Source organism: Nocardia sp. NPDC059180 (assembly GCF_042754945.1).
Lineage (GTDB): Bacteria > Actinomycetota > Actinomycetes > Mycobacteriales > Mycobacteriaceae > Nocardia.
Genome location: NZ_JBHZBU010000008.1, coordinates 75,140 through 89,118 on the forward strand (window position 1 = coordinate 75,140; position 13,979 = coordinate 89,118).

A 13,979-nucleotide genomic window follows, 5' to 3' on the forward strand; every position below is an offset into this window, starting at 1 on the left:
GCAGCGCACTGCGCGCGGGTCATTCGCGACGGCGATGGGCCGAACTGCGCGTCAACCACCAGGTCCCGCCGATGATCAGCAGAGCGAACACCAGCAGCCCGCCACCGAACAACACCAGCAGCCACAACCGGGAGGCCAGGTCGAGGTTGTTGTTCAAGGTGACATTCAGGGATCCGACCGCGAACGCGATCACGGCGGCGAAGACCGCGACGAGTTCCACCGCCCGGATCACCGAGCGGCGCGCGAGCTCGGCGGTCTCGGCGACCGCTTGTTCGTGCCGGTCCAGGCGCCGCTGCTGTTCGGTGACGCGGCGGGCATCGCTGCGCGCCAGCAGGATCGAGCGGCGGACCTGCAGAAACTGTTCGGACAGCAGTCCATGGCTGCTGCGCCAGCCCGTCGCGGGCAGCAGCCGCAGCGCGTCGTCGATACTCGTGAGTGCGGCGTCATGGTCATCGCACAGGAAGGCGCCGAGCGCTAGCCGGAAATGGAACAGGCAGTTGTCCGGGTGCTCCGCGATGGCCTCGGCGGCCTTGGCGCGCAGCAGAGTGCCCTGCTCATCGAATGGCACCGCGGCCTCGAGTGCGTGCAAGGCGATGTCGACCGATGCGTGCGTCCGATCCGGTGCCGTCCACGACTTCTCGAACAGGCTCATCGCGTACTCGGTGGTGATCCGGCGGCTACCGAATCCGGCAAACGACCTAAGCGCCACAAAGATTGGTGCTTCGCGGTGCGCACCAGCCGCTGTGGCCAGCGGCGACGACTCGAGAAACTGGCTCAGCTCGTCGAACGACAGGTTCGCCCGTAGCTTTCCCGCGTGATACATAGTGGCGAAATAGGCGCGACTGCAATCGGAATCGTCGTTGGCGATGATGTCCGCCGTGGCGTCGGCGATCTCGGGGAGCGACTCGACGGTGCCACGGGTGATGAAGGCATAACCGATCGCCCACTTCTCCAGGATCGGCTGCCGGTGTGCGTTCTCGATCCGCTCGGTCGCCCATCCGGCGCATTCCACAGCGGTAGCCAGCGTCGGCGCGGCCGTGAACCGCAGGTTCCAGTACCGGTCCGCGCAGATGAGAAACGGGTCTGATACGAAATTCGATGAGGCGACGTCGAATTGCGGCTCGACACCCTGGCTGAGGTAGTGCCGCGCGAAGGCGTCGCATTCACGCTCGAGTTCACGTGTCCCCGGAGTCGACGCGGCCACCAGACTCGCCAATTCGGCTTCGATCACCGCATGATCCATACCTGCCCCTGCCTCCCGAACGGCACCAGATCAACCTTCGTGCATGCCTACCACATGGGCGCCAGATCGACTGCAATGGCACACTTTCGGCCATGAGGGTAGAGGTTGTGACGGCGGTGCATGCGGATTATGCCCGCTTCCTTCCTGCCGCATGGGAGTCGCTGCGGGCCCAGACTCACACAGCGTGGGCCTGGCTGGTGCAGATCGACGGTCCGGCGAGTGCGGTGCGCACCGCACTCGTCGGCTGCGGTGCGGCCGAAGACGCACGCGTACGGATCGCCACCAACGGCACCCGGGAAGGGCCTGCGGTTACTCGAAATGTCGCATTGGGTCGCACCACCGCGCCCTTCATTCAGAATCTGGACGCCGACGACGAACTGGAGCCGGGCGCCCTCACCGCACTCGCCACCGCGCTCGACACGCATCCGGTGGCAGGTTTCGCCGTGGGTCAAGCACGGGACCTGCTCGGATCCGGCGATCTGGTGGAGTTTCCACTGCCGTTCACTCCCGGCCCGATCGCTCGAGGCGCACTTGTGAGTCATTGGGAGACCGAGCCTGGCAGATACCTCCTGCCAGTGCATCCCGCAGGCGTCATGTGGCGGCGGGACCTCCTCCTCGCAGCGGGCGGCTGGTCGGCGCTCTACAACATGGAAGACACCGGACTGCTGATGACCGCGTCGGCGCTGGCACCGGGGATCGTCGTGGAGGAGGTGACGCTGCGCTATCGCCGTCACCGCAACCAGCGTTCGACACAAACGACAAACTTCGAGGGGGGGGGGGAGCAGATTTCACTCGTTCGTCAACGCGCGGCGGCGTTGTTGGCCGGTCCCGGGTGGGGTCCACAACTGGTCGGCTGACCGCACGCCCCTGCCGACCTGATCAGTTCGGAGCTCCGGTAGGTCGAGTTCAGCCGGGCGATTCTCGCTGTCAGCCCACCCATGAGTGGTACCTGGCTGCGGCAAACGTCGAGTGGCGCCCGCAGTCAGGTACCACTGGCGGGTCAGACGACGCGCGCCTTCTCGGCGGCGACGACCACGTGGCGCATGAGCAGGGCGGTGGTGACGGGGCCGACGCCACCGGGGACGGGGCTGAGAGCGGATGCCTTGCCGCGGACCGACTCGGCGTCCACATCGCCGACGATGCCGCCATCGGCGGCCTCATTGGTGCCCACGTCGATGACGACGGCGCCGGAACCGACGTGGTCGCCGGCGACCAGGCCGATGCGGCCCGCCGCGGCGACGACGATATCGGCCGCGGAGGTGACCGCGGGCAGGTCGGTGGTGCGGGAATGGCAGACGGTGACGGTGGCGTTCTCGGCCAGCAGCAGCTGCGCCAGCGGCTTGCCGACCACATTGGAGCGGCCGACTACTGCGACATGCCTGCCCGACAGCGGGATCTGGTGCTGCTTCAGCAGTTCGACCACTGCTTCGGAGGTTGCCGGAACGAAGCCGTCCAGGCCGGTGGCGAGCAGGCCCAGCGACAGCGGGCTGACACCGTCGACGTCCTTGGCGGCGGCGATGGCGGGGCTGACGTCGTCGAGGGTGACGCCTGCCGGCAGCGGGGTCTGCAACATGATGGCGTCGGTGGCGTTGTCGGCGCTGCGGGTGGACAGCTCCGATCGGATCTCATCGGCGGAGGCGTCGGCGCCGAGGTCGACGGTGTCGCAGCTGATTCCGAGCCGTTCGGCGGCCTTACGCAGCGAGTTCACGTACCAGGCGCTGGCCGGGTCGGCGTTCGCGACCACCAGCGCGAGCGTGGGTGCGGACCCGCTCTCGGCCAGTGCCGCGGCGCGTTGCTTGGTATCGGCATTGATGGCGGCGGCAAGTTCCTTGCCGGTCAGCGAAACGGTATCCACGGGGCCTGAGCTTAGCGCGGCGAGTGCGGCCTCTCGTGCGCCGGACCGGACGCCGCGCCGGGCGTTCCCGCCGTAATTGCGCCTGATCCGGCGGTGGCGGTCGTATCGTGGTGGGTGTTTGCCACCGGCTAACTGCCAGCTGACCTACCGAAAACCCGTGTCACACGTGGAAAGGTGTCGACTGTAGTGAAGATCTCGAGGCATATGAAACATCTGGTCGCGGCCATGTTCGCCGCGACAACCATTGCCGGACTGGCCACCGCACCCGCCCAGGCCAGCCCGGAAACCGACGCCCTCTACAACTCCGCGCAGCGCCACTTCACCGCAGGCAACGACGCCGCGGGCCGCGATGAACTGCGCAGGCTCATCGGCGCCGACCCCAACGACGCGGAGGCGTTGTCGCTGCAGGCCATCTGGTCGCATTACGCGGGCGATATCCCAGCGTTCGCTGAAGCGATGGCGAGGTTGCGCGGGATCGACCCGGGGATGGCGGCGGGAACCGACAACGTGGTGAACGCGATCGGTGCGGCCGTGGCGACGTTGCCCAATCCGCTGCCCGCGCTGGTCGGGCCGCAGACCGGGATCGTGGTGCTCGGCTACGGGCTGCTGCCCGACGGCTCGTTGCGGCCGGAGCTGGTGAATCGGCTGACGGCGGCGTGGATCCAAGCGATCGCCTCACCGTTCTCCCCGGTCGTCGTCACCGGCGGCAACCCGCAGAATGGGATCGCCGAGGCCGATGCGATGTTCCATTGGCTGGTCGGGCGTGGTCTGCCCGCCTCGCGTATCCATGTGGAGAACCGGGCCGGGTCCACGGTGCAGAACGCGCTGTTCAGCACCCGGATGCTGCGCGATCTCGGCGCCACCAGCGCGGTCGTGGTCACTTCGCCGAACCATATCCGCCGCGCCGTCGCCGATTTCATCGTCGCGGGCACCCGGGTGGTCGGTGCGACGACCTCACTGGAACAGCTGGTCTCGCAGCTGCCGCCGCCGAGCAGGCAAGGCCAGCGCGGCATCTACCTCGACGCCACTCGTACGTTCCAGCTCGCCGGGGCGCGCTGAGGCACGGCTTGCACGCACGCCGTTCACACCGAGGCTCACCCGCGGCAGTGACACAGCGCTCGTTCGTGAGCTCCTCACGGACCCGACTCGATAATCGGGGTGCGGCTCAGGCGCACGCCAGGGCAGACTGTGCCGGTGAGCACGGTAGATACCAACGAGATCGTCACCCGCCTACGCGCGGCAGGCTGCGTCTTCGCCGAGGACGAGGCACGTCTGCTGACCGAGGCGACCGACTCGGCCGAAGAACTGGATCGGCTCGTCGCACAGCGTGTCGAGGGTGTCCCGCTCGAGTATCTGCTCGGCTGGGTGGAGTTCCGCGGCATTCGGGTCGGCGTGCAGGCCGGGGTGTTCGTGCCACGGCAGCGCACGGCATTTCTGGTGGACGAGGCGGCGGCCCTGGCACGCGCCGAGGGGCGCGACGAATTCGTAGTCGTGGATTTGTGCTGCGGGTCGGGCGCGCTCGGACTCGCGCTGGTGACCGAACTGGCGAACGAGGTGGCGCGGATCGAGCTGGACGCCGCCGATATCGAGCCGGTCGCAGTGGCATGCGCGCGCGAAAACCTGACATCGGTCGGTGGCCGCGCCCACGAAGGTGATCTGTTCGCGGCGCTACCGTCGCGCTTGCGCGGCCGGATCGACATCCTGCTCTGCAATACGCCATATGTGCCGTCGGGTGAGATCGCGCGAATGCCACCCGAGGCCCGCGATCATGAACCGGCGACCGCGCTGGACGGTGGCGAAGACGGGCTCGACATCTTCCGCCGCGTCGCCGCCGAAGCCACCGAATGGCTGGCTCCCGGCGGTCATCTGCTGGTCGAGATCAGCGAGGAGCAGGCAACCACCGCCACTTCGATCGCCACCGAAGCGGGACTCACGCCGGCGATCGCCCACTCCCCCGACCTCTACGCGACCGCCATCATCTGCACCCGCTGATTCGCCGTCCGCGCGCGCGGCTCGACATCATGTGCGGCTCGACATCGTGCGGCCGGCCTCGTTCGTCCCGACCGTCCGCCGTATTCAGTGGACCGTCGTCCACAGCGGCACTCGATCGACGACGAGCCCGTGCGCGCGTCCACGACGACGCCCCCGCGCGCCCGCTCTGGTCTCCCGTGGTGGCGGGCTCGTCGACAGCGGGCCATCGACACCAGCCGCCCCACCACGCACGCCACGGCACGGCGCAATCGAGCCGTTCCGGGCATGGGACTACTTGCGCCCGGTGAAATCGTCCATCGAGTGGTACACGCCCACCGCGTTCAGGAACAGGTCGCGGACCTTGATCGGCAGCAGGCCCGACAGGGCCTTGTTCAGTCGCGAGGTCCACGGCAGGATGACCAGCGCCCCACCGCTTTTCATCTCATTCCAGGAAGTCTCCACGACCTCGTCCGGCTTGAGGATCGGGGTGAACAGGAAACCCTTGGCGCCGTCGAACATTCCGGTGTCGATGTAGGTCGGACAGACCGTCGTCACCTTGACGTGGTCGTGGCCTGCCTGCTCGAGCTCGATGCGCACCGAGTCCGACCAGCCCAGCGCCGCCCACTTGGAGGCGGCGTAGACGCTCATCCGGGGGTTCGACACCAGGCCCGCCGAGGAAGCGATGGTCAGCACACGCGCCTCGCCGCTGCCCGCGACCATGGCGGGCAGGAATTCGAGGGTCACATACATCGGGGCCAGCGAGTTGATCGCCATGGTCTTGTCGATATCGGCGCGGTCGCTGGTTTCCCAGAAGTAGGTGTTGCCGCGCACGATTCCGGCATTGTTGACCAGGATATCGATATCGCCGACCTCGGAACGCACCGCCGCCGCGGACTCAGCGATGGCTTCGGCGGCGGAAACGTCGACCACATAGTGGTGGATGGTGCCGCCGATGGCGGTCAGTTCGGCGGCGGTGTCCTTCAGCGCGGCCTCGTTGATATCCCACAGCACCACTGCCGCGGCACCCTCGCGCACGGCGCGCTCGGCGAACAGTTTGCCCAGGCCCATCGCGGCGCCGGTGACGAGGACCTTCTTGCCCGCGACCGTTTCCAGTGTCATCAATCCCATCCCTTGTTCGACGTGTGGTTGGTGCCCGTCACTTCTGGCGCAGTGTCTTCATCAGACCGAAGTACAGCGTCATGGTCTTGGACCACAGCTCTTCCGACATCCCTGGCAGCGGCCCGATCGGCAGCACCCGCTGCACCGCGATCGTCTGGGTGTCGATGTATTTGAGCAGGCCTTCGGGGCCGTGCCTGCGGCCGGTGCCGGAGATGCCGAGGCCGCCGGACGGTGCGTCGGCGCTGCCCCACGCGGCGATGAAGCCTTCGTTGACGTTGACCGAACCGGCATTGATCCGCGCGGCGACCGCACGTCCGTGTGCGGTGTCCTTGGTCCAGACGCTGGCATTGAGCCCGTAGACGGTGTCATTGGCCTGTTCGACGGCTTCGTCGTCGCTGGCGACGCGGTACACCGAGACGACCGGGCCGAAGGTTTCCTCGCGGTGGACCGTCATCCCTGGCGCCACATTCGCGAGCACCGTCGGCTCGTAGAAGTACGGGCCGAGATCGGGACGATGCTGACCGCCTGCGAGCACCGTTGCGCCCTTGGCGACCGCGTCGTCGACGTGCGCGCGCACCGTGTCGAGCTGACGCTGGAAGGTCAGCGAGCCCATATCGTTGCGGTAGTCGAGGTCGGCACCGAGCTTCAAGGCCTCCACATTGGCGACGAATTCGCGCACGAACCGGTCGTAGACCGCGTCGTGGACGTAGATGCGCTCCATGGATTCACACAGCTGACCGGCCGAGGAGAAGCAGGCCCGCACCGCGGTCTTGGCGGCGGCGGACACATCGGCGTCCGACAGCACCAGCAGCGGGTTCTTGCCGCCGAGTTCGAGCGAATAGCCGATCAGGCGTTCGCCTGCCTGCTTTGCGATGGTGCGGCCGGTGGCGCTGGAGCCGGTGTAGTCGACGTAGTCGGCGCGGCCGATGACCTCGCCACCGATGACCGAACCGCGGCCCAGCACGATCTGCCACAGGTCGGCGGGCAGTCCGGCGCGTTCGGCGGCGTCCACGGCCCACAGCGCGGTCAGCGCGGTCTGGTTGTCGGGACGTCCGACCACGGCGTTGCCTGCGACGAGAGCGGGCAGCGCGTCGGAGACGGCGAGCGCGAGCGGATAGTTCCACGGCGAGATGACCGCGACGACGCCCTTGGGCCGATTACGCACGTCGACTTTGGTCAGCACCGGCAGCACGCCGCGCGGCTTGCGGGAGGCCAGCAGTTTGTCCGCGACCGAGGCGTAGTAGCGGGAGTTGACGGCGACGTCGCCGACCTCGTCGAAGGCGTGCACGCGCGACTTGCCGGTCTCGGTCTGCACGATGTCGAGGATCGCGTCCTGTTCCTTCAACACGATGTCGTGGAAGCGGCGCAGCACCGCGGCTCGCTCCCGGATCGGGCGCGCCGCCCAGGCCCGCTGCGCGTGGCGGGCGCGTTCGAAGGCGGCATCGATATCAGCGGTCGAGGACTGCGGCAGGTCGGCGATCTTGCGGCCGGTCGCGGGGGCGAAGACCTCCACCGACGGCGCGCCACCCGCGGCGGCACGGGCGAGCAGCGGTTTCACCAGCGCCGGGGACAGCGCTTCGGCGTCGGCATGCCGGGCAGTCGTCATGATCGGCCATCTCCTGGGTTCGGTGGATTAATTGAACACTGGTGTTAGATTAATATGCGTGACGAGCTCCGTGTCAAGCTCTCGGGTGTGCACGAGAGCCATGTACCGGTCCGCAGCGTGAAGGTCGGCCATGCCTGAGACCACCACCGCGCGCCGCGGCAGGCCGCGCCAGACCAAGCAGCAAGCCGAAGAGGTGCGGGCCCGGATCGTGCTGGCCACCGCCGAGGTGTTCAGCCGGACGGGCACGCGCGGATTGAGCGTCGCCCAGATCATCGAGCAGGCCGGACTGGCCCGGCCGACGTTCTATCGCTATTTCGCCAATGCGACCGAACCGCTGCTGGTCGTGCTCGACACCTCCAATGACGGCCTCGTCGATGGCATCCGCAACGCGCTGACCGTCACCACCGAGGGCGTCGAGCTCGGCATCCGCCTCATCGATGCCTTCCTCGACTGGGCCCGCGGGCACGGCGCCATGCTCCGCCCGCTGTTCGCCGAACTGCACGATCCGGGATCCCCGGTCTCGGGCTACCGGGAACGCGCACTCGACGACATCCGCGCCATCGTCCGAGAGAAGTTCACCGAACTCGGCCGCCCTGTGCCCTCCCCCTTGGACCTGGACGCGGCGCTACAGGTCTGCGAGTACGTGGTCTATCGCATTTCGGCCGGCGCCGATCCCGGCTCGGAGCCGGATCCGGAAACGGTTGCCGCGGCCCGCGTCACCATGATCCGCGTCGTGCTGGCAACCCTGGGCAATACCGATGACCTCAACTACGCGATGGAACTGCCCGGCATTTTTCCGGCCGCGCCGCAGTGAGCGCGTGAGCTTCCCCCGCAGGCCTGAACCCCTTCGGGCACAGTGAAGTCACTCACAGCGAGCCATGAATCCGTGGGCCACCCATAGCCTTCCGCGGTGTTAGCCAGTCATTTGCCAGCGACCTGCGCATGCCCAAGTGAGGAACTGTATCGTTCCCTTCAGCAGGGTGTCGAACCACCAGGGCGCCATAGCCAATCGGTGACCAGTTTAGTGATACTGCACGATACAGGCAATCCAATCCCCCGGCGTCGCAGCGCAGTTCGCCACTTCATCGGATCACGGACGTAGTTACTGTCGGGTAATGTCCGCGGCGTCGATCTTCAGGAACGATCCCCCGAACGCATTCGTCATCGATTTCAGGAGCACACGTGCTGCATTCTCGATTCGAATCCATCGGCGCTTATCTGCCTTCGAACAGTGTGACCACCGATGAGGTGTTGTCCCAGTTGGCGATTCCGCCGTCATTCGATCTCGAACGGATCACGGGCGTCGAACAACGCCGTGTCCGCGACACTCGCCCGGACAGTCATGAGGATTCGTTCACCCTCGCCATCGCCGCGGCAACCGACTGTTTATCCAGGTCACGATATGCGGCAGCGGAACTCGACGTCATCATCTCCACGTCGATCACCCGCAGCAAGAACGCGACTCGCATGTATATGGAGCCGTCGTTCGCCTCTTCGATCGGACGGGCGATCGGCGCGACACAGGCCATCACTTTCGATATCTCCAATGCTTGTGCGGGAATGCTCACCGGCACATACATTCTCGATCGCATGATTCGGTCCGGCGCCGTTCGCAATGGCCTCGTGGTCAGCGGCGAGGCCATCACACCCATTTCCGATACCGCCGTGAATGAAATTTCGGAAAAGTATGATCTGCAATTCGCTTCGCTCACTGTCGGCGATTCCGGATGCGCGCTCGTACTCGATCAGGCCGTCGACGACGCCGACAAGATCCATTACATCGAGATGATGACCGCCTCGGAGTACTCGCATCTGTGCCTCGGCATGCCGAGCGACAAGACCCAGGGCGTCGCGCTCTACACCGATAACCGCAAGATGCACAACGAGTCCCGGTTCCTGCTGTGGACCGACACCCAGCGCGAGTTCCTCGCCGCCCGCGGGCGCACCTTCACCGACGAGGAATTCGACTACATCATCCACCACCAGTTCGGCGCCGCCGCGGTCCCGTATATGAACGCGATCGGCGAGCGGGAGTTCGGCACGCCGATGCCACCGGATCTCAATGTCATTCACAAGTACGGAAACACTTCCACCACATCGCATTTCATCGTGCTGCACGATCAGCTCGGCGATGACAACATTCCGGCCGGATCGAAGATCTTGATGATCCCGGCGGCCTCCGGGGTCGTCACCGGTTTCCTGTCCACCACCATCTCCTCCCTGAAGGTGTGATCATGGGCGTGCGTATCACCGCCACCGCAGTCAGCCGTGCCGACGAGACCCGCAGCGTCGTCGAGAACAGTGGCCGGGCCGCGCGGCATTGCCTGGAACGGGCCGGAGTTCGGCCGGAACAGGTCGGGGTGCTGATCAACGCGGGCGTCTTCCGCGATTCCAATACCGTGGAGCCCGCGGTCTCGGCACTGATCCAGAAGGCCGCCGGTATCGGGCTCGAGTACGGCGTGGACGATCCTCGGACGTTCTCCTTCGACCTGATGAACGGGGCGATCGGGGTGCTCGACGCGGTCCGAGTCGGGTCGGCGATCCTGGAGACCGGCAGCGCGAGCCATGTGCTGATCGTCTCCGGCGACACCCACCCGTCGATGACCCGCACCGCCGCCACCGACGACTTCCCGTACGCGAGTTCAGGCGCGGCGCTGCTACTCGAATCCACCGACGGCCCCGAAGGTTTCGGCCGGGTTCACAGCCTCGCCGGTGCCGGCGGTCCCGCGGTCGAGGCGTATGTCGACACCGCGACCATGGGCACCGCGGGCCGTGGCCTGATGACGGTGGTGCGGGAGCCGGATGCCGAGCAGCGGTTGCTGGCCCTGGCGACCGAGGCGGCACTGGCCGCACTCACCGACTCCGGCCATGCCGACCTGACCGGCACCGCTCTCATCGCCTCGACACCGAGCGAGGCATTCCCGGCACGCCTGGCCGAATCGCTCGGTATCGCCGCTGAATCGGTCCTGCTACCCGATCTCACCGACGGCGACCCGCACACCGCGACGCTCACCCAGGCATACGATCTGGCGGCTGCGCGCGACGGTCTGGACGGGCACACACACGTGCTGTTCGTAGCGGCGGGAGCTGGGCCGTCGGCGTCGGCAGTGCTGTACGGGCTGCCCGGCCGTTCGGCAGCCGCCGGAGCCGCCGCGTGAGGACGGCGACGTACTGGCAGGCGATCGACCGGTTCCGGGAGGTCGCGCAGGCCGACCCAGCCCGCGACGCGGTCATCTTCCCCGCCCACGTCCCCGACAGCGGGACCCCCGAGTACCGGACACTGAGCTATCGCGAGTTGGACCGCTGGTCCGACACGATTGCCGAGCGCCTCACCGCGAGCGGCGTCGTGGCCGGCACCCGCACGATCGTGCTGGTGCTGCCCAGCGCCGAGCTGTACGCGATCATGCTGGGCCTGTTGAAGATCGGCGCGGTGCCGGTGGTCATCGATCCAGGTATGGGCTTGCGGAAGATGGTGCACTGCCTGCGCGCGGTCGAGGCCGAGGCGTTCATCGGGATACCGCAGGCGCATGCGGTCCGGGTGCTGTTCCGGCGCAGCTTCCGGCGCGTACGCGCCAGCGTCACCGTCGGCAGGAGGTGGGGCTGGGGTGGGGACAGCCTCGCCGACTGGGGTCGCGAGCAGGGTGGCGATCAGCCTGATCGCGCACCGGCCGACCCGGGCGAGGTGCTGCTGATCGCCTTCACCACCGGTAGCACCGGCCCTGCCAAAGCGGTCGAACTCACCCACGGCAATCTGGCGGCGATGGTCGACCAGGTCCACGCCGCGCGCGATGGCGTCGCGCCGGAAACCTCGCTGATCACGCTGCCACTGGTCGGAATCCTCGATCTGCTGCTCGGCGCGCGCTGTGTGCTGCCACCGCTGATCCCGAGCAAGGTCGGTTCCACCGATCCGGCGCATGTGGTCGACGCGATCAACCGTTTCGGGGTGCGCACCATGTTCGCCTCCCCGGCGGTGCTGATTCCGCTGCTGCGCGAGCTGCGCCGACAATCGACCCAGCTGCCGACACTGGACAGCGTCTTCTCCGGTGGTGCGCCGGTGCCACATTGGTGCATCGCCGGGCTGCGCGAGGCCCTCCACGACGAAGCCAGGGTCTACGCCGGGTACGGCTCCACCGAAGCGCTTCCCATGTCGACCATCGAATCGCGGGAACTGCTGGACGGACTCGTCGAGCGAACCCGGCGCGGAGAAGGCATCTGCATCGGACGGCCGTCGGAGGGGGTCGAGGCCCGCATCGTCGCCATCACCGACGATCCGCTGCCGACCTGGGACGATGCGGCGCTGTGCGCGAACGAACCGAACTCCTCGCGCGGGGTCGGTGAACTCGTGGTCGCCGGCCCGAATGTCAGCACCCGCTACTACTGGCCCGACAAGGCCAATGCCGCCGGGAAGATCGCCGAGGGTGCGCGGATCTGGCATCGGACCGGAGACTTGGCGTGGATCGATGAGCTGGGCCGAATCTGGTTCTGCGGGCGCAAGAGTCAGCGGCTGGAGACGGCGTCCGGCCCGATGTTCACCGTTCAGGTGGAGCAGATGTTCAATTCTGTGACGGGTGTGGCCCGTACCGCGCTGGTCGGCGTGGGCAAGGCGGGAGCACAGCGTCCGGTGCTGTGTGTGGAACCGGAACCCGGCGCCGATACCGCAGCCGTGGTGTCGGCGCTGCGGTCCGAAGCCCCGGGCTCCGAACTCACCGCCGCGGTCGACGACTTCCTGATACATCCGGCGTTTCCGGTGGATATCCGGCACAACGCCAAGATCGGCCGGGAGAAACTCGCGGTCTGGGCGGCGAAGCAGCTACGCGGGAGTTCGGCGCGATGAGGACGACGGCATTGCGGGCGATTCCGATCGCAGGCTGGCTGTACCTGGTGGCCGGACTGGTCGCCGCGGCCACGGGCCGGGCGCCGGCGAATCGGGCGTTGCGCGTCCTGTGGTGGATCGATGCGTTCCTCAGCACCGTGGTGCACGCAGCCCAGATTCCCGTTGCCCTGCGCGCCGCGCGGCACAGCGGACGATCGAGCGTCGAAATCGCGGTGATGACACAAATTTTCGGGCTCACCTGGTGGCGCACGATCGATGACGGGGATCGAGAGGAAACGCGATGAAGGTTCTGGTGACCGGTGCCTCCGGCTTTCTCGGCGGCGCACTGGTGCGGCGCCTGGTCCGCGAGGGCGGCCACGAGGTGTCGATTCTCGTGCGCCGCACCAGCAGCCTCGGTGACCTCGACGGTCTCGACGGCGTACGGGTGGTGACCGGAGATCTGACCGACGAAGCCTCGTTGCGCGGCGCCACCGAGGGTGTGGACGTGGTGTTCCACAGTGCGGCGCGGGTGGATGAACGGGGCACGCGTCGCCAGTTCTGGGCCGAGAACGTCCGCGCGACCGAGGTGCTTCTCGAATCCGCTCGGCGGCACGGTGTCTCACGCTTCGTGTTCATCTCCAGCCCGAGTGCGCTGATGGACCGTGATGGCGGCGATCAGCTCGACGTCGACGAGTCGCTGCCGTATCCGCGGCGCTACCTGAACCTGTATTCGGAGACCAAGGCGGCGGCCGAACGGGCGGTGCTGGCCGCCGACGCACCCGGATTCCGCACCTGCGCATTGCGTCCGCGGGCGATCTGGGGCGCAGGGGACCGCTCCGGCCCCATCGTGCGACTGCTCGGCCGGACCGCGGCGGGTGCCCTGCCGGACCTGTCGTTCGGCCGGTCCGTCTACGCGTCACTGTGCCATGTGGACAATATCGTCGACGCCTGCGTGAAAGCCGCCACCGTCGACGGTGACGCGATGGGCGGTAAGGCGTATTTCATCGCTGATGGTGAACGCACCGATGTCTGGCGGTTCCTCGCCGCTGTCGCCACCGATCTCGGCTACTCTCCGCCGAATCGCACCCCGAATCCACGTGTGGTGCGTGCGGCGGTCGCGGTGATCGAGGCGATATGGCTGCTCCCGCCGGTGGCGACCCGCTGGTCACCACCACTGTCGCGGTATGTGGTCGCATTGCTCACCCGGTCGGCCACCTACGACACCGCCGCGGCCGCCCGTGATCTGGGCTACCACCCCGTTGTCGATCGTGACACGGGCCTCGCGTCGTTCACCTCGTGGCTCACCGCCAACGGCGGCATCACCGAACTCACCCGGACGCTGCGCTAGCCGCGCGAACCGACTCACCGATCA

Annotated in this window: 13 protein-coding genes; 9 read left to right on the forward strand and 4 right to left on the reverse strand. The window is 67.2% G+C overall.

Annotated features, from left to right (window positions below):
• Nucleotides 1–19 precede the first annotated feature (19 nt).
• The gene (locus ACFXNW_RS23155; RefSeq protein WP_379419847.1) at nt 20–1,231 is read right to left on the reverse strand and encodes a hypothetical protein; all 1,212 of its coding nucleotides are present in this window, start codon (nt 1,229–1,231) and stop codon (nt 20–22) included.
• 104 nt (nt 1,232–1,335) lie between these two features.
• Between ACFXNW_RS23155 and ACFXNW_RS23160 the strand changes: the two genes are divergently transcribed.
• A complete protein-coding gene (locus ACFXNW_RS23160; protein ID WP_379419848.1) occupies nt 1,336–2,100 on the forward strand; it encodes a glycosyltransferase family 2 protein in 765 nt (254 codons plus the stop codon).
• A 143-nt stretch (nt 2,101–2,243) separates the two neighbouring features.
• On the opposite strand, the gene ACFXNW_RS23165 is transcribed toward ACFXNW_RS23160, so the two are convergent.
• Nucleotides 2,244–3,098: a bifunctional 5,10-methylenetetrahydrofolate dehydrogenase/5,10-methenyltetrahydrofolate cyclohydrolase gene (locus tag ACFXNW_RS23165; protein WP_379419850.1), complete on the reverse strand. Its 855-nt coding sequence runs from the start codon at nt 3,096–3,098 to the stop codon at nt 2,244–2,246.
• Nucleotides 3,099–3,302: 204 nt separating this feature from the next.
• On the opposite strand from ACFXNW_RS23165, the gene ACFXNW_RS23170 reads away from it, so the two are divergent.
• Together ACFXNW_RS23170 and ACFXNW_RS23175 are read left to right on the forward strand one after the other, a co-directional pair.
• Nucleotides 3,303–4,157, forward strand: coding sequence for a YdcF family protein (locus tag ACFXNW_RS23170; protein ID WP_379420096.1), 855 nt, complete (start codon nt 3,303–3,305; stop codon nt 4,155–4,157).
• 135 nt (nt 4,158–4,292) lie between these two features.
• Entirely contained in the window at nt 4,293–5,090 is a 798-nt protein-coding gene (locus ACFXNW_RS23175; protein ID WP_379419851.1) for a putative protein N(5)-glutamine methyltransferase, read from the forward strand.
• A 270-nt stretch (nt 5,091–5,360) separates the two neighbouring features.
• On the opposite strand, the gene ACFXNW_RS23180 is transcribed toward ACFXNW_RS23175, so the two are convergent.
• Nucleotides 5,361–6,188 carry an SDR family NAD(P)-dependent oxidoreductase gene (locus ACFXNW_RS23180; RefSeq protein ID WP_379419852.1) on the reverse strand — a complete coding sequence of 276 codons (828 nt, stop codon included), beginning with the start codon at nt 6,186–6,188 and terminating at the stop codon, nt 5,361–5,363.
• A 37-nt stretch (nt 6,189–6,225) separates the two neighbouring features.
• Nucleotides 6,226–7,794, reverse strand: a complete 1,569-nt coding sequence (locus ACFXNW_RS23185) for a succinic semialdehyde dehydrogenase (protein WP_379419854.1) — start codon at nt 7,792–7,794, stop codon at nt 6,226–6,228.
• 130 nt (nt 7,795–7,924) lie between these two features.
• Between ACFXNW_RS23185 and ACFXNW_RS23190 the strand changes: the two genes are divergently transcribed.
• From ACFXNW_RS23190 to ACFXNW_RS23215, 6 genes are all read left to right on the forward strand, one after another.
• Nucleotides 7,925–8,608: a TetR/AcrR family transcriptional regulator gene (locus ACFXNW_RS23190; protein WP_379419855.1), complete on the forward strand. Its 684-nt coding sequence runs from the start codon at nt 7,925–7,927 to the stop codon at nt 8,606–8,608.
• A 368-nt stretch (nt 8,609–8,976) separates the two neighbouring features.
• Complete coding sequence (locus tag ACFXNW_RS23195; RefSeq protein ID WP_379419856.1) at nt 8,977–10,026, forward strand: 3-oxoacyl-ACP synthase III family protein; 1,050 nt, start codon at nt 8,977–8,979, stop codon at nt 10,024–10,026.
• A gap of 2 nt (nt 10,027–10,028) precedes the next feature.
• Nucleotides 10,029–10,952 (forward strand): hypothetical protein, encoded by a 924-nt coding sequence (locus ACFXNW_RS23200; RefSeq protein WP_379419857.1) that lies wholly within the window; start codon nt 10,029–10,031, stop codon nt 10,950–10,952.
• On the forward strand, nt 10,949–12,628 hold the full coding sequence (locus tag ACFXNW_RS23205; protein WP_379419858.1) for a fatty acid CoA ligase family protein: 1,680 nt from the start codon (nt 10,949–10,951) through the stop codon (nt 12,626–12,628). Before ACFXNW_RS23200 ends, ACFXNW_RS23205 begins: the two co-directional genes overlap by 4 nt.
• Nucleotides 12,625–12,912 (forward strand): hypothetical protein, encoded by a 288-nt coding sequence (locus ACFXNW_RS23210; RefSeq protein ID WP_379419859.1) that lies wholly within the window; start codon nt 12,625–12,627, stop codon nt 12,910–12,912. The genes ACFXNW_RS23205 and ACFXNW_RS23210 overlap by 4 nt, the downstream gene beginning before the upstream one ends.
• Nucleotides 12,909–13,955: an NAD-dependent epimerase/dehydratase family protein gene (locus tag ACFXNW_RS23215; protein WP_379419860.1), complete on the forward strand. Its 1,047-nt coding sequence runs from the start codon at nt 12,909–12,911 to the stop codon at nt 13,953–13,955. Before ACFXNW_RS23210 ends, ACFXNW_RS23215 begins: the two co-directional genes overlap by 4 nt.
• The last annotated feature ends 24 nt before the right edge of the window (nt 13,956–13,979 follow it).